Source organism: Pseudomonas sp. 8O (assembly GCF_902506495.1).
GTDB lineage: Bacteria > Pseudomonadota > Gammaproteobacteria > Pseudomonadales > Pseudomonadaceae > Aquipseudomonas > Aquipseudomonas chaetocerotis.
This window is the reverse complement of the sequence record NZ_LR733265.1, coordinates 1,385,821-1,407,201: the sequence shown is the minus strand read 5'-3', so window position 1 is coordinate 1,407,201 and position 21,381 is coordinate 1,385,821. Positions and strand designations below refer to the sequence as shown.

19 protein-coding genes are annotated in these 21,381 nt (G+C 63.1%); 10 read left to right on the top strand and 9 right to left on the bottom strand.

What is annotated here, in order from left to right:
• The first annotated feature begins 153 nt into the window (after positions 1–153).
• The 4 genes from GV002_RS20010 (at position 154) to GV002_RS19995 (ending at position 3,379) form a co-directional block, all read left to right on the top strand.
• Complete coding sequence (locus tag GV002_RS20010; protein ID WP_160020005.1) at positions 154–573, top strand: phage infection protein; 420 nt, start codon at positions 154–156, stop codon at positions 571–573.
• 179 nt (positions 574–752) lie between these two features.
• Complete coding sequence (creD, locus tag GV002_RS20005; protein ID WP_160020004.1) at positions 753–2,096, top strand: cell envelope integrity protein CreD; 1,344 nt, start codon at positions 753–755, stop codon at positions 2,094–2,096.
• Between the two features lie 47 nt (positions 2,097–2,143).
• Positions 2,144–2,446 carry a hypothetical protein gene (locus GV002_RS20000; protein WP_160020003.1) on the top strand — a complete coding sequence of 101 codons (303 nt, stop codon included), beginning with the start codon at positions 2,144–2,146 and terminating at the stop codon, positions 2,444–2,446.
• A gap of 144 nt (positions 2,447–2,590) precedes the next feature.
• The gene (locus GV002_RS19995) at positions 2,591–3,379 is read left to right on the top strand and encodes a hypothetical protein (RefSeq protein WP_160020002.1); all 789 of its coding nucleotides are present in this window, start codon (positions 2,591–2,593) and stop codon (positions 3,377–3,379) included.
• Positions 3,380–3,489: 110 nt separating this feature from the next.
• Here GV002_RS19995 and GV002_RS19990 read toward each other — a convergent pair whose 3' ends face one another.
• Positions 3,490–5,622, bottom strand: a complete 2,133-nt coding sequence (locus GV002_RS19990; protein WP_160020001.1) for a TonB-dependent siderophore receptor — start codon at positions 5,620–5,622, stop codon at positions 3,490–3,492.
• Positions 5,623–5,868: 246 nt separating this feature from the next.
• Here GV002_RS19990 and GV002_RS19985 point away from each other — a divergent pair, with 246 nt between their 5' ends.
• The 4 genes from GV002_RS19985 (at position 5,869) to yegQ (ending at position 10,061) form a co-directional block, all read left to right on the top strand.
• Positions 5,869–6,129, top strand: a complete 261-nt coding sequence (locus GV002_RS19985) for a DUF4212 domain-containing protein (RefSeq protein ID WP_160020000.1) — start codon at positions 5,869–5,871, stop codon at positions 6,127–6,129.
• Between the two features lie 6 nt (positions 6,130–6,135).
• Entirely contained in the window at positions 6,136–7,905 is a 1,770-nt protein-coding gene (locus GV002_RS19980) for a sodium:solute symporter family protein (RefSeq protein ID WP_160019999.1), read from the top strand.
• 91 nt (positions 7,906–7,996) lie between these two features.
• A complete protein-coding gene (locus GV002_RS19975; RefSeq protein WP_160019998.1) occupies positions 7,997–8,503 on the top strand; it encodes a hypothetical protein in 507 nt (168 codons plus the stop codon).
• Between the two features lie 250 nt (positions 8,504–8,753).
• Complete coding sequence (gene yegQ, locus GV002_RS19970) at positions 8,754–10,061, top strand: tRNA 5-hydroxyuridine modification protein YegQ (RefSeq protein WP_160019997.1); 1,308 nt, start codon at positions 8,754–8,756, stop codon at positions 10,059–10,061.
• Between the two features lie 258 nt (positions 10,062–10,319).
• Here the strand turns inward: yegQ and GV002_RS19965 are convergent, their stop codons facing one another.
• From GV002_RS19965 to GV002_RS19955, 3 genes are all read right to left on the bottom strand, one after another.
• On the bottom strand, positions 10,320–11,021 hold the full coding sequence (locus GV002_RS19965) for a PolC-type DNA polymerase III (RefSeq protein ID WP_160019996.1): 702 nt from the start codon (positions 11,019–11,021) through the stop codon (positions 10,320–10,322).
• Positions 11,018–12,949, bottom strand: coding sequence for a putative nucleotidyltransferase substrate binding domain-containing protein (locus GV002_RS19960; protein ID WP_160019995.1), 1,932 nt, complete (start codon positions 12,947–12,949; stop codon positions 11,018–11,020). Before GV002_RS19960 ends, GV002_RS19965 begins: the two co-directional genes overlap by 4 nt.
• A gap of 307 nt (positions 12,950–13,256) precedes the next feature.
• Positions 13,257–15,434, bottom strand: a complete 2,178-nt coding sequence (locus tag GV002_RS19955) for a malate synthase G (protein WP_160019994.1) — start codon at positions 15,432–15,434, stop codon at positions 13,257–13,259.
• Positions 15,435–15,738: 304 nt separating this feature from the next.
• Between GV002_RS19955 and GV002_RS19950 the strand changes: the two genes are divergently transcribed.
• Both GV002_RS19950 and GV002_RS19945 read left to right on the top strand, forming a co-directional pair.
• Positions 15,739–16,188 carry a GNAT family N-acetyltransferase gene (locus GV002_RS19950; protein ID WP_160019993.1) on the top strand — a complete coding sequence of 150 codons (450 nt, stop codon included), beginning with the start codon at positions 15,739–15,741 and terminating at the stop codon, positions 16,186–16,188.
• A gap of 33 nt (positions 16,189–16,221) precedes the next feature.
• Positions 16,222–16,740: a glycine cleavage system protein R gene (locus GV002_RS19945; RefSeq protein ID WP_074855414.1), complete on the top strand. Its 519-nt coding sequence runs from the start codon at positions 16,222–16,224 to the stop codon at positions 16,738–16,740.
• A gap of 312 nt (positions 16,741–17,052) precedes the next feature.
• Here the strand turns inward: GV002_RS19945 and rarD are convergent, their stop codons facing one another.
• From rarD to GV002_RS19920, 5 genes are all read right to left on the bottom strand, one after another.
• On the bottom strand, positions 17,053–17,946 hold the full coding sequence (gene rarD / locus GV002_RS19940; RefSeq protein ID WP_160019992.1) for an EamA family transporter RarD: 894 nt from the start codon (positions 17,944–17,946) through the stop codon (positions 17,053–17,055).
• Positions 17,947–18,217: 271 nt separating this feature from the next.
• Positions 18,218–19,192 carry a serine/threonine protein kinase gene (locus tag GV002_RS19935; RefSeq protein WP_160019991.1) on the bottom strand — a complete coding sequence of 325 codons (975 nt, stop codon included), beginning with the start codon at positions 19,190–19,192 and terminating at the stop codon, positions 18,218–18,220.
• 98 nt (positions 19,193–19,290) lie between these two features.
• A complete protein-coding gene (locus GV002_RS19930) occupies positions 19,291–20,055 on the bottom strand; it encodes a TOBE domain-containing protein (RefSeq protein WP_160019990.1) in 765 nt (254 codons plus the stop codon).
• A 61-nt stretch (positions 20,056–20,116) separates the two neighbouring features.
• Entirely contained in the window at positions 20,117–20,857 is a 741-nt protein-coding gene (locus GV002_RS19925) for a ComF family protein (RefSeq protein ID WP_160019989.1), read from the bottom strand.
• Between the two features lie 43 nt (positions 20,858–20,900).
• Positions 20,901–21,194 carry a hypothetical protein gene (locus tag GV002_RS19920; protein WP_072424965.1) on the bottom strand — a complete coding sequence of 98 codons (294 nt, stop codon included), beginning with the start codon at positions 21,192–21,194 and terminating at the stop codon, positions 20,901–20,903.
• Between the last annotated feature and the right edge of the window lie 187 nt (positions 21,195–21,381).

Below are 21,381 nucleotides of genomic sequence, written 5' to 3'. Positions count from 1 at the left end.
TGTTCGTGGCAACTATCTGTCTGATCGATAAGCGATTTCTCAGGTATCGATGGCGTCGATTGTCACTATCCCGAGATGTGCCTTTTGCCGTTCTGGGGCGTGCGTAACATAGCAACCGTAGCCAGTTACTCACCCCCTCTCAGGAGAACGAACATGAAAAAGCAAATCCTCGCCAGCCTCGTTATCGCCGCCCTGTCCGCCAGTGCTTTCGCCCTGCCGCAGATTGCCGCTCAACAGTCCGCAGCCCCTGTAGTCGCTGAAGATGGCGCAGATCGCGTCGGTGTGAACCGCGTAGCCGAAGGTGGCGCTGATCGCGTTGGCCTGAACCGCGTAGCCGAAGGTGGTGCTGACCGCGTTGGCCTGAACCGCGTAGCCGAAGGTGGCGCTGATCGCGTTGGTCTGAACCGCGTAGCTGAAGGTGGCGCTGACCGCGTTGGCCTGAACCGTGTAGCCGAAGGTGGTGCCGACCGCGTGGGCCTGAACCGTGTAGCCGAAGGTGGTGCTGACCGCGTAGGCCTGAACCGCGTAGCCGAAGATGGTGCCGACCGCGTAGGTGCCAGCCGTATCAGCTGATCCGGATATCCATCACGCGGGAGCAGTCTTATGCCGCATTGCAGTTAGAAAGGGCGCCCTGAATCGGCGCCCTTTCTCTTTCACCCATTCTCCACACAATCTCCACGCTCGCCCCATACGCCTCCCACCGCCGTTGCCCAGACTCTGCCGTACCTTCACTCGCTACGGAGAGCCGTACCATGAGCCGTTCCCTGGGCTTCAAGCTGGGCGCCATCGCCCTGCTGATTCTGCTGCTGATGATTCCCCTGCTGATGATCGATGGCCTGGTCGACGAGCGCCAAGGCCTGCGCCATGAGGTGCTGCAGGATATCGCGCGCAGTTCCAGCTACCGCCAGCAGATCACCGGGCCGATCCTGGTGCTGCCCTATATCAAGACCACCCACGAGTGGAAGACCAACGAGAAGACTGGCGAGCGCTACAGCGAAGAGCGTCAGCGGCGTGGTCGCCTGTACTTCCTGCCGGAGCGCTTCGTGCTCGAAGGGACAGTTGGCACCGAGCTGCGTGCCCGTGGCATCTACGAGGCGCGCCTGTACCGCAGCGACAGCCAGGTCAGCGGCCAATTCCGCCTGCCGGCGCGCCTGGGACTGGGTGACGAGCTGGGCTTCTACCGCTTCGAGAAACCCTTCCTCTCGGTCGGTATCAGCGATATCCGCGGCATCAGCAACGACCTGCAACTGCGCCTCAATGGCCAGACCCTGAGCTTCGCGCCAGGCAGTGCTGACGATAACTTCGGCGCCGGCGTGCATGCACCGATCCCGGCTCTGGATGCGCAGGGTGGGCAGACGCTCGAATTCGCCTTCGACCTCAAGCTGCAGGGCACCGAGCAGCTCTCGGTGGTGCCGGTCGGGCGCGATAGCCGGGTCAAGCTGAGCTCCGACTGGCCGCACCCGAGCTTCGTCGGTGAATATCTGCCGAGCAGCCGCGAGATCAGCGCTGCAGGTTTTACCGCCGAGTGGCAGACCAGCTTCTTCGCCACCAACCTGGAAGAGGCATTGCGCGACTGCGTAGGCGGTGATCGTTGCCAGGGGCTATTCGGCCGCAACTTCGGGGTGAGTTTCGTCGACCCGGTGGATCAGTACCTGAAGACCGACCGTGCGATCAAATATGCGCTGCTGTTCATCGCCCTGACCTTCGCCACCTTTTTCCTCTTCGAAGTGCTCAAGCGCCTGGCCGTGCACCCGGTGCAGTACGCCTTGGTCGGCCTGTCACTGGCGCTGTTCTACCTGCTGCTCTTGTCGCTCTCCGAGCATCTGGAGTTCGCCCTGGCCTACGGTCTGTCCGCCAGCGCCTGCGTCGGCCTGATCGGCTTCTACGTCAGCTTCGTGTTGCACAGCTGGCGGCGTGGCATGGGCTTCGGCGCCTTGCTGGCAGCCCTGTACGCCATGCTCTACGGCCTGCTCAACGCCGAGGACTACGCCCTGCTGATGGGCTCGCTGCTGGTGTTCGGTGTACTCGGCAGCGTGATGGTACTGACCCGCAAACTGGACTGGTACGGCGTCGGCCGCAGCGCTCCGCAAGCCTGAATCAATTGGCGCGGCGCAGGCCGCGCCCTGTCTCTGGAGGGAATCCCATGCGTCTTCTCATGCAGTTTTCCGCCTGCCTGGGCCTCGGCCTGGTGGTGGCGGTGATGATTCTCATCGGCCTGATGTTCTGCGGCTGGTTCAACCTGATCGACGGCCTGCTGCTGACTGGCAAGCCACTCGCCAGCCTGAGCCTGATGCTGCTGCCGGAGGGCTTCTGGAGTGCCCTGACCGGCATTCAGGACGCGGCGCAAAACAGCACGCTGCGCTCCTTCCTGTCGCTGTGCGCAGCCCTGGGTCAGGTCGGCCTGCTGCTGGCGCTGGGCTTCATGCGCCTGTGGTATCGGCCATGAGTGGGCGTATCGGTTTGCGCGAGGAGGCGCGTGCCGGGCATCTCTTGGCGCTGCGTATCGCCTGGTTGTTTCGCGATGTTCATCATGGGCAGTGGGCGGGCAGCCGCGTAGACTCGCGGTTCGTTGAACGGGAGTGCTTCAAGGATGAGAAAGAGACTGACCTCCGCGCTTGGCTGTCTGCTGCTGGCGAGCCTGGCACAGGCCGATGATTGTCGGCAGCAGTTGCCCACCTGGATCGAGATCGCCCACCCAGGCCATACAGCCAGTCGGGTGCTCGAGGATGAGCGCGGGCGCTATCGGGTGGATGCCGAACAGAGCATTTGCAAGGTCTGGCCGGCGCGGCCTGAGCTGACCTTGATCGCGATGCCACTGGTGCGCGCAGAGCACGAAAGTCACGGCGAGACGGATCTTGAAGTACTGCTGCTCGATAGCGTCAAGCACCATGTCGTGGCACGTTTGGTGGAGCCCAATCGGCTGGACTGGGATGCGATCTACGTGACCAGATTGGCCTTCGATACTGCGCCTTATCGCCTGCGTGGGGATGATCTGGCTTTTGGTCTGCGAATCTCGCGCGAGAACAGTTCGCGGGCGAATCCCTTCAGTGAAACGCAGCTGCATCTGTATGAGTTGGAGGCACAGCGCCTTCGGCCGCTGCTCGGGGAGTTGCCGGTCGCGCTGTCATGGGGCGAGTGGGATACCAACTGCACGGGAGAGTTCAGCGAAACCAAGGGGGTGGTCATCATCACCGAGCGTATCGGTAACCAGGGCTATCGCGACCTGCGGCTCAAGGACACACGCGTCGAACGACGCATGGCGCTGGTCGATGGTCAATGTCAGACCGTCGAAGAGAGCACGCATCGCTACCAGTTGCCCATCGAGTACGACGAGGAGCGCTATCTGCTGCCGATCGAACTGGCCTCCGACCCGCTCTGAAAGCACGCATCCCGGATGCAATCCGGGAACAGTGCAACAGACCATCCCCGGATTGCATCCGGGCTACAACGCTGAACGCCGGGTGAGCGCCGCCCACCTGGCGTTCATGGTTACAGGCTGACCGAAATCCCCGCCTGCAGCGTGCGCGGCTCACCCGGATAACTCCAGACGTTCCAGGCGCGTTCTTCGTAGTGCTTGTCGAGGACGTTGTTCAGGTTGAGGTTCAGGCGCACGCTCTCGGTCAGCGGGTAGTAGGCCAGCAGGTCGACCAGGCCATAGCCGTCCATGTCGAAGGTGTTATTGCTGGTCTGGCCCTGACGCTCGCTGACGTATTTCAGGCCAACGCCCAGGCCCAGGCCGGCCAGGGCTCCGCTGTCGAACTCGTAGGTGTCGAGCAGGTTGAAGCTGTGACGTGGCACGTTGGCCAGGCGCGAGCCCACCGGCATGGTGGTGCTGGTGCTTTCGCTGACTTCGGCGTCGACGTAGGCATAGCCGCCGATCACACGCCATTGTGGGGTGATGTTGCCCGCCAGGTTGATGTCGAGACCACGGCTGCGCACTTCGCCAGCGGCGATGCTGCGGGTGGTATCCAGCGGGTCGCTGGTCAGCACGTTCTCTTTCACGATATGGAACAGCGCGGCGGTCAGGCTGAGGTCGCGGTCGGCCATGTCGTACTTGATGCCGACTTCATGGGCGATGCCTTTTTCCGGATCGAAGGCGTTGCCGAAGCGGTCGGCGCCGCGGTTGGGCTTGAACGAGCGCGAGGTGTTGGCGAACACCGCCAGTTCGTCGGTGAGGTCGTAGATCAGGCCGAAGCGCGGGGTGACGGCGTTATGCGCCTGATCCCAGTTGCCGCCAGCGTTGAGCTTGTCCGCATAACTCTGCTCGAAGCGCTCGATACGCGCACCCACCTGCGCCTTGAGGCGTTCAGTGAGGGCGATCTGATCCTGCAGGTAGAAGGCGTAGGACTTCAGCGTTTCGGCGTCGTGGGTGGTGGTGCGGGTCAGCGCCGGCAGCGGCTGGCCATGCACCGGGTTGTACAGGTCGATGGGGTAAGCGCCGCCGCCCGCCGAGCGGATGATCAGCGAGTTGTAGTTGAACTTGTCGTACTCCACGCCCACCAGCAGGGTGTGAGCGAAGCCGGCGAGATCGAAGTTGCCTTCGGCGTTGGCCTGGGCGTTGACGTCGTTCCAGTTCAGCCAGCGCTCGTTGTAGTTGCGCCCGATGGTGCTGGCGCCTGCTGCCAAGCCGGTGTAGCTGTTGCTGTTGTTTTCTACGGCGCCGCCGTAGATCTTGCCATCGAGGTACTGTACGCCGCCGCGCAGGGTCCAGCTGTCGTTGAGCAGATGCTCGATGCGCAGTTGCGTGCTGGCGTTCTCGTTGGTCAGCTTGCCGGCGGCTTCTTCGCCGAGGAAGCGGTCGCGCGGCAGCTTGCCCTGCTGGTTGGCGTAGCGGGTGACGCCACGGTCGAGCGGGTGGCGGTTGTGCAGGTAGTCGCCCTCGAGGGTGACAGCGGTGTCTTCATTGAGCTGCCAGCGCAGTACCGGGGCGACGTTGTAGCGCTCGCTCTCGACGTCATCGCGGAAGCTGTCGCCGCCCTCGGCCACCAAATTCAGGCGGTAGGTGAAGGCGGCCTGCTCATCCAGCGCACCGGTGGTGTCGAGGGTGCCACGGCGCAGGCCCTCGCTGTTGACCTGGCTACCGAGCACGGTGCGGCGCTCGGCCTGCGGCTGCTTGCTGACGATATTGAAGGTGCCGCCCGGATCGCTGCGGCCATAGAGCATGGCTGCCGGGCCGCGTAGCACTTCGATGCGCTCGATGGTGCTGGCGTCGGGCATGTTCGGGTAACCACGGTTGACGGCGAAACCGTTGCGGTAGAACTCCTGGCTGTTGAAGCCGCGAATCAGAAATTCGGTCAGACCCTGGCCGCCGAAATTGTTGCCGCGCTCCACGCCGCCGGCATAGTCCAGCGCATCTTCCAGGCGTACCGCGCCGATGTCCTGCACCACCTGAGCGGGGACGACGCTGATCGACTGCGGGATCTCGTGAATCGGCGTGTCGGTGCGGGTCGCACTGGCCGAGCGACTCGCACGGTAACCCGCTACCGGGCCGTCGACCCGTTCGCTTGGTGCGGTGATCTGCATTTCTTCAAGCGCCAGTGGCGTGTCGTTGTCCGAGCTGGCGAAGGCGTTGTGACAGGCGAGGACGGGAAGGGCGAGCAGCGGTACGACCAGGCGTCGCATGGTGTGAATCCTTGGGGCGGGGGAGGGTGAGGGCCCGGGATTCTATTGTTTTAGAGAATCATTATCAAATGCGGCTTTGTCGCAGTGAATCACTTGAAAGATGCCGCTTCTCTACTAGCGTTTTTAGCGTTTGCAATGAATCCACGAAACGTCGCGATGCGGCTAATACCAATGTCTATCTGTCGGTCGGTACTGGCCTGCTGCTAGCTTGAAGCTGCATCAGAATAACAATAACCGGAGGCGTCTATGACTTCTGAACAAACAAATGCTGCGGCCTATTGGAAGGCCAATGTGCGGCTCATCACCTGGAGCCTGGTTATCTGGGCGCTGGTTTCCTACGGATTCGCCATGATTCTGCGTCCGATGGTCGCTGGGATCTCCGTTGGCGGTTCCGACCTCGGATTCTGGTTTGCACAGCAAGGCTCCATCCTCTTCTTCATCGGGCTCATTTTTCACTACGCGTGGAGACTGAACAAACTCGATAAAGAATATGGCGTCGAGGAGTAAGTGGTCATGAGCCAATTCGTCATCAACATGTTGTTCGTAGGCGCGTCCTTCGCGCTCTACATCGGCATCGCCATCTGGGCGCGCGCCGGCTCCACCAAAGAGTTCTACGTCGCTGGCGGTGGTGTGCATCCGGTCACCAACGGCATGGCGACAGCCGCTGACTGGATGTCCGCTGCATCCTTCATTTCCATGGCGGGCCTGATTGCCGCCGGCGGTTATGCCAACTCCACCTTCCTCATGGGCTGGACCGGTGGCTACGTGCTGCTGGCGATGCTGCTGGCGCCCTACCTGCGCAAGTTCGGCAAGTTCACCGTACCGGACTTCATCGGTGATCGCTTCTACAGTCGTGGCGCGCGCCTGACTGCAGTGATCTGCCTGGTGATCATCTCCGTGACCTACGTGATCGGTCAGATGGCCGGTGCCGGCGTTGCCTTCTCGCGCTTCCTCGAGGTGAGCAACTCCACCGGTATCTGGATCGCTGCGGCTGTGGTGTTCGCCTACGCCGTATTCGGCGGCATGAAGGGCATCACCTACACCCAGGTTGCTCAGTACGTGGTACTGATCGTGGCCTATACCATCCCGGCTATTTTCATCTCCCTGCAACTGACCGGTAACCCGATTCCGCCGCTGGGCCTGTTCGGTGATCATGTCGAGTCCGGCTTGCCACTGCTGCAGAAGCTCGATGAAGTGGTGCGTGACCTGGGCTTCGCTGCCTATACCGCCGATGTCGACAACAAGCTGAACATGGTGCTGTTCACCATGTCGCTGATGATTGGTACGGCCGGTCTGCCGCACGTGATCATCCGCTTCTTCACCGTGCCGAAGGTTTCCGACGCACGCTGGTCGGCTGGCTGGACCCTGATCTTCATCGCCATGCTCTACCTCACCGCGCCGGCCGTCGCCTCGATGGCGCGTCTGAACCTGGTGACCACCATCTATCCGGAAGGCGCTTCGGCCCCGTCCCTGTCCTACGAAGAGCGTCCTGAGTGGGTCAAGAACTGGGAACAGACCGGCCTGATCAAGTGGGAAGACAAGAACGGCGACGGTCGCATCCAGATGTACAACGATGCTACGCCGGCCTTTACCGCAACTGCTCAAGAGCGTGGCTGGAGCGGTAACGAGCTGACCGTGAACAACGACATCCTGGTTCTGGCCAACCCGGAGATCGCCAACCTGCCTGCATGGGTGGTAGGTCTGATCGCGGCGGGCGCCATTGCGGCGGCACTGTCGACGGCTGCGGGATTGTTGCTGGCGATTTCTTCGGCGATCAGTCATGACCTGATCAAGACCCTGATCAACCCGAAGATCAGCGAGAAGAACGAGATGATGGCGGCGCGGATATCGATGGCGTGCGCGATTCTGCTGGCGACCTATCTGGGCTTGAATCCACCCGGGTTCGCTGCGCAGGTGGTGGCGTTGGCCTTCGGTATCGCTGCTGCGACCCTGTTCCCGGTGCTGATGATGGGGATCTTCTCCAAGCGCATGAACGACAAGGGTGCGATCTGCGGTATGGTCGCCGGCCTGGTGATCACCCTGCTGTACATCTTCACCTACCTGGGCTGGTTCTTCATTCCGGAGACCAACATGCTGCCCAATACCCCGGACCAGTGGTTCATGGGTATCTCCCCGGCTTCCTTCGGTACCGTCGGCGCCCTGATCAACTTCGCCGTGGCCTACGGTGTATCGATGGTCACCGCCGAGCCGCCGCAGGAAATCCAGGATCTGGTGGAAAGCGTACGTACCCCCAAAGGTGCTGGTGCCGCTCTGAGCCACTGAGCATAATCCTGGCCTGACGCCATCTGTCGATGGTCCAGGGTCTGACAGACGGGCCTCCACTGGAGGCCCGTCTTTTTTCGGGAACAACCATATGTTGTGGACTTTGCTTGCCATCGTGGTCGCGGGGCTCGGCGCTGCCGGTATCGCTCTGCTGCTGCGCAAACTGACGCGTAACAAACTGCCGAAGTGGATCGTGCCGCTGTTCGGTGGTCTGGGGATGCTGGGTTATCAGGTGTTCTACGAGTATTCCTGGTTCGAGCATCAACAGGCGCGCCAGCCCAAGGAGTCGGTCGTGGTCGCGACCGAAGCGGGTCACGTGTTCTGGCGCCCGTGGAGCTACTTCGTACCGATGGTCACCGCCTTCACCGTACTCGACAGCAAGAGCGTCGTGCGCGAGCAGGTGGCGGACGCCCAAGTGGCCGAGTTCATGCTCTATCGCTTCGAGAAGCAACACATCGACCACGTTTCGCACCGCGCCCACCTGCTCAATTGCGCAACCGGCGAGTTGTTGCCGCTGGACGAGAAGAAACAGCCCCAGGTCGCTCAGCTCAAGCGTATCGACAAGGAGGAAGCGTTGTATCGTCAGGTGTGTCGCTAGCGCGCTGTCCATGCATCGCGGTGGTGGTGCACGCGGCGCACGCTATCCGAAAGCGCAGCATCGGTGCACGCGACCTGGGCGACCACCCCCTATTTGCGGATTCCTCTCACTTTAGGGTGCGCCGTGCGCACCGACCTTTCACTGACGGCGCCGGACTCGGGCGCTTTTCCGCGCCCGATAGACCCAGATCAATATACACGCCTGCCACCTGCATAGAATCGCCAGCCCCTGATTTTTCGAGCTTGCGGTCATGCCCCGTTTTCCCGAACTGTTGTCGCCAGCCGGCACCCTGAAGAACATGCGCTACGCCTTCGCCTACGGCTCCGATGCGGTGTACGCCGGGCAGCCGCGTTACAGCCTGCGGGTACGTAACAACGAGTTCGACCACGCCAACCTGGCTCTCGGCATCGCTGAGGCGCACGCCCAGGGCAAGCAGTTCTACGTGGTGGTCAACATCGCCCCGCACAACGCCAAGCTGAAGACCTTCCTCAAGGACCTGGCGCCGGTGATCGAGATGGCGCCGGATGCGCTGATCATGTCCGATCCGGGTCTGATCATGCTGGTACGCCAGCACTTCCCGCAGATGCCGATTCACCTCTCGGTGCAGGCCAATGCGGTGAACTGGGCCAGTGTCGAGTTCTGGCGCCAGCAGGGGCTGACGCGGGTGATCCTGTCGCGTGAGCTGTCGCTGGAAGAGATCGAGGAGATCCGTAGCCAGGTGCCAGGCATGGAGCTGGAGGTATTCGTCCACGGCGCGCTGTGCATGGCCTATTCCGGGCGCTGCCTGCTGTCGGGCTACATCAATCGCCGCGACCCCAACCAGGGCACCTGCACCAACGCTTGCCGCTGGCAGTACCAGGCCACGCCTGCGGCCGAGAACGAGTTGGGCGAGATCGTCCGTGTGGTCGACCCAACCCTCGGTCAGGGCGCACCGACGACCCAGGCTTTCGTGCTGGAAGAGGCCGGGCGTCCGGGCGAGGAGATGGCCGCCTTCGAAGACGAGCACGGCACCTACATCATGAACTCCAAGGACCTGCGCGCGGTGCAGCACGTCGAGCGGCTGGTGCGCATGGGCGTGCATTCACTGAAGATCGAAGGGCGCACCAAGAGCCACTTCTACGTGGCACGCACCGCGCAGGTCTATCGCCGCGCCATCGACGATGCACTGGCTGGCAAGCCTTTCGATCCGAGCCTGCTTGGGAGCCTGGAGTCATTGGCGCATCGTGGATACACCGAGGGCTTTCTGCGCCGCCACGTGCATGACGAATACCAGAACTACGAGCGCGGCTGCTCGCTTGCGGAGCGTCAGCAATTCGTCGGTGAGCTGACCGGCGAGCGCCGTGGCGAACTGGTCGAGGTCAGGGTGAAGAATCGCTTCACTGTGGGTGATGGGCTGGAGTTGATGACGCCGCAGGGCAATCTACGTTTCGCCCTGGAGCAACTGGAGAGCGCACAGGGGCAGGCGCAGCAAGTGGCGCCGGGCGACGGCCATGTGCTGTACCTGCCGTTGCCGGCGGAAGTGGGGTTGGATTATGGATTGCTGATGCGCGATCTTTAGCGCGGCAAAGATGGATCGCCGGCAAGCCGGCTCCTACGGGGGATTGCGTCGTAGGAGCCCGCTTGCGGGCGATGCGCTGTATATGGTCTGCCGACGCCGGGCCAGTCCGTAGGGGACGCTGTGCGCACCTTGAAGTTGTGAATAAGCTTCGTAGGGTGGATGACGCTTCACCCATTCACCAGGTTTGTTGCCCTCGAGGTGGATAAAAGAGCGTCGACTACGCGCCCCGATCCCCCTACGTGGCTACGCGGCGCCTGTTTACATGGCGTGCTGGCGCCGCCGCTGGCTGGCCAGTTGGCGCTCCAGTTCGCAGAGGGTGTCGATGCCCTGACGGCGCGCCTTGCTAAACAGCATCAGTGCCAGCTCGGCGGTGACCAGAGCGTCGGCGCTGGCGTTGTGACGCTGGTGCACCTGCAGGCCGAATTCGGCGACCCACTCATCGAGCCCGCCTTGGCGAATGCGCGATTGCGGGCACAGCAGCGGAGCGATTTCGGCGACATCGAAGAAACTGTGCTGCAGGCGATAGCCCAGGCTCTGGCGCAGTGCGCGGGCCAGCATGCGCTGGTCGAACTCGGCATGAAACGCCAGCAGCGGACTGCTGCCGACGAACTCCATGAAATCCAGCAGTGCCTCAGCCGGGTCCACGCCACGGGCCACTTCGCTGGGGGCGATGCCGTGGATCAGGGTGCTGGCGCTGGCCTGGTGATCGGGGCGGTGCAGCGTGCATTCGAACTGTTCGGCGAAGTCGATGGCGCCGTTGTCGATCACCACCGCGCCGATGGCCAGCACCTGATCGCGGCGCATGTTCAGGCCGGTGGTTTCCAGATCGAGCACGACGAGGCGCTGCTGGTGCAACGGGCGTTCGTCGAACGGCGCCGGCGCACTCAGAGCATCGCGGCGTTGCAGCTGCTGCTGGGTCAGGGCCGGACCACGGCCGGTGAACCAGGTGAACTTGCTCATAACTGATACCTCATGGTCAGGCTGCTCTGCAGGCGCTGCGCCTGGCGGAACGACTCGCGCAGAATACGCCGGTCCAGGTGGTTGAGGTGGTCGGGGTCGACCCGGTTGGAATAGGGTAGCTCGTCGCGTGCCTGCAGCTGATGCTGTTGCATGCGCGTCTGCTGAATGAAGTGGTAGGCCTCTTCATAGGCGGCGCCGTCCAGGGCGTCGATCACGCCCTTGGCGACCAGCGCGCGCAGGCGTTCCAGGGTGCCGACCGCGCTGATGCCGTTGGCCAGTGCGAGTAAACGGGCGCCGTCGACGAAGGGTGTCAGGCCCTGCACCTTGAGATCGAGGGTGTCCTTGTCGGCGCCGGAGCGTGCCACCACGAAATCGCGGAAGCGCCCGACCGGTGGGCGCTGACGCAGGGCGTTCTCGGCCAGCATCTTCTGGAACAGGCTGTTGCTGGCGACGCGGCCGAGCAATGCCTCACGCAGTTGCTCGCAGCCTTCGTCCGGGCCCCAGATGGTGCGCAGATCGAAGTAGATCGATGAGCCCAGCAGATTCTCCGGCGTAGCTTCGAGGACGAAGCCGGCGAAGCGCCGCGACCATTCCTGACGCGACAGGCACAGCTCCGGGTTGCCGGCCATGATGTTGCCCTTGCACAGGGTAAAGCCACATTGCGCCAGGCGCTGATTGATCTCGCGCGCGATCGGCAGCAGGCGCTCACGAATGGCAGTGGCCTCGCTGGCACTCTCGGCCTCGAAGAGAATGCCGTTGTCCTGGTCGGTGTGCAGGGTCTGCTCACGACGGCCTTCGCTGCCGAAGCACAGCCAAGTGAAGGGTATGCCTGGATCGCCCATGTCCTCGAGGGTCAGCTCGATCACCCGGCATACGGTGTGGTCGTTGAGCAGCGTGACGATATGGGTGATCTGCGTCGAGCTGGCGCCGTGGGCGAGCATGCGGTCGACCAGCAGGCGGATGTCGCTGCGCAGCCCGGCCAGAGTCTCGACCTTGCCAGCATGGCGGATGGTGCGCGCCAGGTGCACCAGGTCGACACGCTGCAGGCTGAACAGATCGCGCTCGGAAATCACCCCGCACAGCTTTTCGTGTTCCACCAGGCAGACGTGGGCGATATGCCGCTCGGTCATGGCGATAGCGGCATCGAAGGCGCTGGCATCCGGTGCCAGGTGGAAGGGGTTGGGCGTCATCAGGTTGTCGATGGGTTGGGCCAGGTCGACACCGTCGGCCACCACTCGGCGCAGGTCGCGCAGGGTGAAGATACCCAGCGGTTTGTCGGCCGGGTCGAGTACCACGATGCTGCCCACATGCTGTTCGTGCATCATGCGCACGGCATCACGCAGCGGCGTGTCGGGGGCGCAGCCGATGGGTTGGCGCATGGCCAGTTCGCCCAGGCGGGTATCCAGCGAATACTGCGCGCCGAGGGTTTCCACTGCGCGCAGCTGCACCTGCTGATTGACCTGATCGAGCAGACTGCTGACCCCGCGCAGGGCGAAGTCGCGCAGCGGGTTGGAAACGGCGAAGAGTTTGACGAAGGCAAGCTTGGACAGTAGCAGGCAGAAGGTATCTTCGGCGGCCAGGTGCTCGGTGCGCGTGGCGCGCTCGCCGATCAGCGCAGCCAGCGGGAAGCACTCGCCGGCGGTGATCTCGAAAGTGGTTTCCGTGCCACGCCGGGCGCTGTGCGGGCGCTCGCCATGCACACGGCCCTGCTTGACGATGTAGAAGTGCTCGACCGGGCCATCGCTGGGTTTGATGATCGAATCGCCCTCGGCATAGAAGCGCAGCTGACAGTGCTCGACCAGAAACGCCAGGTGGGCGGTGTCCATCTGGTTGAAAGGCGGGAACTTCTGCAGGAACTCCATGGTGCCGTGGATGTTCTGCAGCACCGCTGTCTTGCCCGCATCGGCCATCGCGTCGGCCTTGCTCATGGGCGTGCGCCTCGCAGTTTCGGGATGTTGTCAGTGTGGCCCTGGCCGGGCCTGTTGCCCATTGCACCTAAGTAGGGGGAGAGGAGGCGTAGCCCGGATGCAATCCGGGGCCGGCATCCCCGGATTGCATCCGGGCTACAGGGCTGTGGGAGGGGCTTTAGCCGCGACGTTGTACACCAAAGTCGCCGCTAAAGCGCCTCCCACAAGGCGGCGCCGCAACCAATAAAAAACCGCCCTCGCAGGCGGTTTTTTATTGGCTCGTAGGTGCAGCTTTCGCGGATAAATCCGCTCCTACAGGATGCGCGACTTAAAGGCCGTTCTTTTCCTTGAACTCGCGACGGCGGCGGTGCAGCACCGGCTCGGTGTAGCCGTTGGGCTGCTTGGTGCCTTCGATCACCAACTCCAGCGCGGCCTGGAAGGCGACGTTGTTGTCGAAGTCCGGGGCCATCGGGCGATACAGCGGGTCATTGGCGTTCTGACGATCCACCACCGGCGCCATGCGCTTGAGGCTTTCGACCACCTGCGCTTCGGTAACGATGCCGTGGCGCAGCCAGTTGGCCAGCAGCTGGCTGGAGATGCGCAGGGTGGCGCGGTCTTCCATCAGGCCAACGTCGTTGATGTCCGGCACCTTGGAGCAGCCGACGCCCTGGTCGATCCAGCGCACCACGTAGCCGAGGATGCCTTGCGAGTTGTTGTCCAGCTCGTTACGGATTTCCTCTGCGCTCCAGTTGGTGTCCTTGGCCAGTGGAATGGTCAGGATGTCGTCAACCGAAGCAGGTGCACGCTTGGCCAGTTCGGCCTGACGGGCGAACACGTCGACCTTGTGGTAATGCAGTGCGTGCAGGGCAGCGGCGGTCGGCGACGGAACCCAGGCGGTGTTGGCGCCGGACAGCGGGTGCGCGACTTTCTGCTCGAGCATAGCCGCCATCAGGTCCGGCATGGCCCACATGCCCTTACCGATCTGTGCACGACCCTGCAGGCCGGTGGCCAGACCGACGTCGACGTTGTTGTTCTCGTAGGCGCCGATCCAGGCTTCGCTCTTCATGGCGGCCTTGCGCACCACGGCGCCGGCTTCCATGGAGGTGTGGATCTCGTCACCGGTACGGTCGAGGAAGCCGGTGTTGATGAACACCACGCGCTCGCTGGCGGCCTTGATGCACGCCTTGAGGTTGACGGTGGTGCGGCGCTCTTCGTCCATGATGCCGACTTTCAGGGTGTTGCGGGCCAGGCCCAGCACATCCTCGACGCGGGCGAAGATCTCGCTGGTGAAGGCGACTTCTTCCGGGCCGTGCATCTTCGGTTTGACGATGTACACGCTGCCGGTGCGGGTGTTCTTGCGGCTGGTGTTGCCGATCAGGTTGTGCACCGCGATCAGGCTGGTGAACAGCGCGTCCTGGATTCCCTCCGGGATCTCGTTGCCTTCGGCGTCGAGGATGGCCGGGTTGGTCATCAGGTGACCGACGTTGCGCACGAACAGCAGCGAACGGCCGTGCAGGGTCAGCTCGGAGCCGTCCGGCTTGGTGTAGACGCGATCCGGGTTCATGGTGCGGGTGAAGGTCTGGCCGCCCTTGGATACTTGCTCGGCCAGGTCGCCTTTCATCAGGCCCAGCCAGTTCTTGTAGACCACCACCTTGTCATCGGCATCGACGGCCGCGACGGAGTCTTCGCAGTCCATGATGGTGGTCAGCGCCGCTTCCATCAGTACATCTTTCACGCCAGCGGCGTCGGTGCTGCCGATGGGGCTGGAGGCGTCGATCTGGATCTCGAAGTGCAGGCCGTTGTGCTTGAGCAGCACGGCGATCGGCGCGCTGGCCTCGCCCTGGAAACCGACCAGTTGCGCGTCGTCACGCAGGCCGCTGTTGCTACCACCCTTGAGGGCGACGACCAGTTTGCCGTCGACGATGGCGTAGCCAGTGGAGTCGACATGCGAGCCGGCAGCCAGCGGTGCGGCCTCGTCGAGGAAGGCGCGGGCGAAGGCGATGACCTTGTCGCCGCGGACCTTGTTGTAGCCCTTGCCTTTCTCGGCGCCACCTTCTTCGCTGATCACGTCGGTGCCGTACAGCGCGTCGTACAGCGAGCCCCAGCGGGCGTTGGAGGCGTTCAGGGCGAAGCGCGCGTTCATCACCGGTACCACCAGCTGTGGGCCGGCCAGGCGGGCGATTTCTTCGTCGACGTTGGTGGTGGTGGCGTGGAAGTCTTCCGGCTCCGGCAGCAGATAGCCGATTTCCTGGAGGAAGGCCTTGTAAGCAGCGGCGTCATGGGCCTGACCCTTGCGCGCCTGGTGCCAGGCATCGATCTGCGCCTGCAGTTCGTCGCGCTTGGCCAGCAGGGCACGGTTCTTCGGCGCCAGGTCCTTGATGACCGCAGCGGCACCGGCCCAGAACTTGTCGGCAGCGATGCCGGTACCGGGAATGGCTTCGTTGTTCACGAAGTCGTACAGGGCTTTGGCGACCTGCAGGCCGCCGACTTGAACGCGTTCAGTCATCACTTGCCTCACTCTCTCTGAGCTCTACTCAATAGCCGCTTTGGCGACGGGTTTTCCGTCTTGTAGTCCAAAGCGCGGCATACTACATCAAGAACCTGGGTAAATGCAGCGGGGTAGCGTCAGTCTGCGACCAAAAGACTATTTATGGTCACGATCAATACGCTATGTGTGCAAAAAAGTGCGCTATTGTTCCATAAAATAATCAAAACCGTACACGATTAATTGGGCTGACTACTGACAACAGCGCCAATATGGCCTACGCCTCCTCGCCTATACTGTTTTCTCGAGCATCCTGGAGCCCGCCATGACGGTATCTGCTGCTGTTGCTGCCGACCTTGGCGATCTCACCCGTCTGTTTGCTGGCTATCTGCGCTTCTATCAAGTGCCGCGCGACGAGGCGGAGATCGCCGCTTTCCTTGACCTGCGCCTGCAGCGTGGGGATTCACAGTTGTTCATCGCCCGCGACGAGCAGGGCGCCGCGCAGGGCTTCGTGCAGCTTTATCCCTTTCATTCTTCGTTGGCGCTGGAACCGGCCTGGTTGCTCAGCGATCTGTATGTCGACGAAAGCGCGCGCCGTTCGGGTGTTGGCGAGGCGCTGATGAATGCCGCTCGCGCGCATGCCGAGGCGACCGGCGCCTGCGGTCTGCAACTGGAGACGGCGAAGACCAATCTGGCCGGTCAGAGCCTTTACCAGCGGCTTGGCTATGTGCGTGACGAGCAGTTCTTCACCTATTGGTTGTCGCTACGCGGCTGACCTTCCTAATCCTGTGAACGAGTGAGGTAGTACATGGACCATCTGGTACTGACGGTGATTGCCGAGGATCAACCGGGTCTGGTCGAGCGTCTGGCCGGCTGCGTGGCCAACCATGGCGGCAACTGGCTGGAGAGCCGCATGGCGCGCATGGCCGGGCAGTTCGCCGGAATCGTGCGGGTGGATGTGCCGGCCGAGGCCCATGGTGGCCTGATCAAGGAGCTCGAAGCCCTCAGTGCACAGGGCATTCGTGTGCAACTGGCAGCGAGCGGCAGCGAACCGGGCGGGCGCTTCACCGCGATTCGTCTGGAATTGGTGGGTAACGACCGGCCCGGTATCGTCCGCGATATCACCCGTGTGCTGGCCGAGCAGGGCGTCAACCTGGAGAGCCTGCTGACCGAGGTGGCGCCAGCGCCAATGAGCGGCGAGTTGCTGTTCACCGCCGAAGCGCTGCTGGCCGTGCCGGAGACGCTGGCGCTGGAGCAATTGCAGGCACGCCTGGAAACCCTGGCCGATGACCTGATGGTGGAGCTGAATCTGCGCGCCGAGGATTGATATCCACGGCATAGGTGGATCAGCCTGTGGATAAACTGGGGAGCCCCGGCGCACTACCTAGTGCCCCGGGGCTTTTCATTGGCTGGCTAAAAATTCAGCAGGATCAATGGCTTGTGCACAAATATCGGGGATGGATCTGTGGATAAGCCGCGGATGACAGGCGCCGCGCCAGGGCTGGCGAGGCTTGGCGCTGGGTGGATGTTTTCTGTTCAGCGAGCGCTAGCAGGAAAGCCGGTGCACACGGCCTAGGTGGGCCCGCGACACCCTACGGTGTTCGCGAACCCCCGTAGGGTGGCCGTGCGCACCGCCGGGTTAAGCGTTCGAGCGCTTGCGCAGGTTCAGCCAGATATCCAGGCTGTATACAAAAAGTCCGGCCCAGATGCAGGCGAAGGCGAGCAGGGTGCTCGGCGAGAAGTGCTCATCGAACAGCAGGATGGCCTGCAGCAGCACCAGGGTCGGAGCCAGATATTGCAGGAAGCCTAGCGTGGTGTACGGCAGATGCCGCGCCGCGGCGTTGAAGCACACCAGCGGCACCAGGGTGATCGGCCCGGCGGCGGCCAGCCACAGTGCCTCGCTGCTGGTCCAGAAGCTGGCCTGGCTGCTCATCGCTGTAGGGTGCAGAACCAACCAGGCCAGCGCCACCGGCACCAGCAGCCAGGTTTCCACCACCAGCCCGGGCAGTGCCGCCACGGGCGCTTGTTTGCGGATCAATCCATAGAAACCGAAGGTCAGCGCCAGCACCAGCGACACCCAGGGCAGGCTGCCGACCTGCCATAGCTGCTGCAGCACGCCCAGTGCGGCCAGTGCGACGGCCAGCCACTGCAGGCGACGCAGGCGCTCGCCGAGAATCAGCAGACCGAGCAACACGTTGATCAACGGGTTGATGTAGTAGCCCAGGCTGGCTTCGATCATGCGGTCGTTGTTCACCGCCCACACGTACACCAGCCAGTTGGTCGCGATCAGCAGGCCGCAGCCGGCCAGCACTGCCAGGCGTTTGGGGTTGTCGCGCAGCTCGCGCCACCAGCCAGGGTGCTTCCAGACGAGCAGCAGCAGGCCGCCGAACAGCGCGGACCAGAGCACGCGGTGCACGATGATCTCCATCGCCGGCACGCTTTGCAGGGCTTTGAAGTAGAGGGGGAACAGGCCCCAGATGATGTAGGCGGTGAGACCCAGAATGTACCCGCGTTGCGGGTTGGCGGTAGCCATCGAGAATCCTTGGTTAGGCAACTAACGGTTGCCGCGAAATTCTAGCGCTCTGTCCGCTGCCTTGTCTGTTCGTTCAGCTTTTTCCGTACACCGCAGCGCCGGCAAAGTCGTAAGGCAAACTTTACGCGGCGTGTGCAACTGTATCGGTCGGCGCGCTGTGCGGGCTGATGATCAGTCCCGCGATGATCTGGGCAGTGGCTGACCCTTGCCGCCGCTTGGGCAGTCAGCGGTGCGAGCGGCGCACCCTACCTGACGGCATCGAGATGGCGCCTCAGAACAGTCTCAGCGGCTCTTCGTCCAGTGCGGCCATCTGTTCGCGCAGAGAGAGAATCTGATCGCCCCAGTAGCGTTCACCGGCAAACCAGGGGAAGGCCAGGGGGAACGCCGGGTCGTCCCAGCGGCGGGCGATCCAGGCGCTGTGATGCATCAGACGCAGGGCGCGCAGGCCTTCGATCAACGGCAGCTCGCGGGCGGCGAAGTCGTGGAATTCCTGGTAGCCGTCGACCAGTTCGGCCAACTGGCCGAGGCGCTCATGACGCTCGCCGGCCAGCATCATCCACAGGTCCTGCACAGCCGGGCCCATGCGGCAGTCGTCGAGGTCGACGACATGGAAGGCGTCATCGCGGTGCAGCAGGTTGCCCGGGTGACAATCGCCATGCAGGCGAATCGGTGTATAGCGTACGCGGGCGAACAGTTCATCGAGGCGCGCGAGCAGATCGCGCGCTACCGATTCGTACGCGGGCAGCAGGCTGCGCGGCACGAAACCGCCGTCGAGCAGGGAGGCCAGGGCTGCATGGCCGAAGTTGTCCACAGCCAGGGTTTCACGATGAGCGAAAGGACGGCTGGCGCCGATGGCGTGCATGCGTCCGAGCAACTGGCCGAGGCGATACAGCTGCTCGAGATTGCCCGGCTCCGGTGCGCGGCCACCACGACGGGGAAACAGGGCGAAGCGGAAGCCGCCGTGCTCGAACAGTGTCTCGCCATCGCGCGCCTGTGGCGCCACCACCGGGACCTCATGCTCGGCCAGCTCGGCACTGAAACTGTGCTCCTCGCGGATCGCCGCATCGCTCCAGCGATCCGGGCGATAGAACTTGGCGATCAGCGGCGTTTCGCCCTCAATGCCTACCTGATAGACGCGGTTCTCGTAGCTGTTGAGTGCCAATACGCGGGCGTCGCTGAGGTAGCCGATGCTCTCCACGGCATCAAGCACCAGATCCGGGGTGAGGGTGGAAAAAGGATGACTCATGAGCGGCTCCGCGTGAGTGGGCGCCCAGTCTACCGGCTTGCGCTAAACGTAGGGCGGATGTAACCCGCCGTTAGCGCTATTAGCGGGTGGCGCCCGCCCTATAGTTGAGTGCCGAGCAGCACCTGACTGGCGGCGAACTGCGCGCGCACCGGATCACCGACGCGCAGGCCCAGCTCGGCCAGCCGAGCGGATTCGATCAGGGCACACAGGGTCTGGCCGCCGGGCAGACTGATGCGCACGTCGCTGGGGCCGTCGTTGGCCGGCAGAATCTTTTCGATGCGGCCTTCGAGTGCGTTGTGCTGTTCGGCACGAGGAGCCTGTAGTGGCTGCAATTCCAGCCATCCAGCCTTGATCAGGGCTACCACGTTACTGCCTTCGCTCAGTTGCAGGTTTTCCGTGCTGTCATGGGTGATCTGCGCCTGCAGGTGGCCGCCGCCTGGTAGTTCGATATCGATCAGGTCGTTGTGCCCGTGGGTGTGAATCGCGCGTACACGACCGGTCAGTTGGTTGCGCGCACTGGTGCGTAGCATCAGGCGGCCGAGTAGCTCCAGGTCGGCATCGTCACCGGCGGCCTGCAACAGTTGCGTCTGCAATACCTGCAGGCGTTGCTGCAGCGCCAGCAGGCGTTCGCCAGCGGGTGTCAGGCGCGCGCCACCGCCGCCCTTGCCTCCGACGCTGCGGCTGACCAGGGGCTGCTCGGACAGGTTGTTCAGCTCGTCGATGGCATCCCAGGCCGCCTTGTAGCTCAGCCCGACGGCTTTGGCGGCGCGGGTGATGGAGCCTTGTTCGGCGATCTGCTCGAGCAGGGCCAGGCGTTTCGGGCGGCGGCTGAGCAATTGGGCGATGGAATCGAGCTGCGACATGGTTCAGGCGTTGCCAGGGAGGATGTCGGGCACGGTGCGTGACTGCGCCAGGCGCGTCAAGTCAGCCATCGCCCGGCCGTGGCGTACGTGCCAGGCAATACACATCGACGCGCAGGGCGCCAGCGCGACGCAGCAGGTGGGCGAGCACGCCCGCCGTGGCGCCTGTGGTGAGCACGTCGTCGACCAGCGCCAGATGAGCGCCGGCGACCTTGGCTTGCAGTTCCAGGCTGAAGGCCTGACGCAGATTGCGCTTGCGCGTTGCGGCATCCAACCCTTGCTGTGCGGGTGTATCGACGCGGCGCTGGAGCCAGTCATTTTGCACCGGCAGCTTCAGGCTGGTACCCAGCCAGTCGGCGAGCATCTGTGCCTGATTGAAGCCGCGTCGTCGCTGGCGCTTGCGGGCCAGCGGCACCGGCAGCAGCGCCTGTGGGCGAGGCAGCCCTTCATCGAAGGCATGGCGCAGGTGTTCGGCCAGTAGTTCAGCGAGCAGACGGCCGTATGGCCATTGCGCCTGGTGCTTGAAGCGGGTGATCAGGTTGTCGACGGGAAAGGCATAGCGCCAGGGCGCTTCCACACGGCTGAAACTCGGCGGCTTGTTCTGGCAGGCGCCGCAGATCATGCCGTGTGCCGGCATTGGCACCGCACAGATCTGACATTGCGCTCCGAGCCAGGGCAACTCGGTCTCGCAGGCGGTGCAGATGTTGTGCGTGGGGTGGTCGGTGGCTTCGTCGCAAAGCTGGCAATGACGCCGTTGGCGTAGCCAGGCAAGGCGTGACAGTGAGGCGAGATCGAATGGCGACATGGCAGCTCGTCCATGAGCAGTGGTGCCTGGAGTTTAGTCAGCGTCAGCGGATGAGCCAGCCCATTACGATCAGACCGAGAAACAGCCAGATCACCCCGCCGATGATCGAGCCGCGCAACAGCGAACGAGCGCCGCTGAACAGAAACAGCAGGCCGATGATCAGCAGGATGATGCTGAAGATCGACACGTCCATGCCAATGGCCCTGGCCAGGCCATGGAGAAAGTCGTCGATGGCATCGGCCATGGCACCCAACACGCCGGACAGCATGTCGACGATGAAACGGATGGCGCGACCCAGCGCTTCGCCGAGCCCTTCGAAAAAACCTTCAACCTGCATGCAGAACATCCTGTGGGAGGGGTAAGCATTTGGCCTTGTGCCATGACATAAGTTCTATTGGTCAATAATTGATCATACGTAAACCTGTGTCTTTGTTGTGGTTGACAGCATCCAATCGCCACTTATGATGGCCAAAGCCTGAATGCCCCGTGTGGGCCTGACAACAGATGCCACCAAGCGTCGAAGG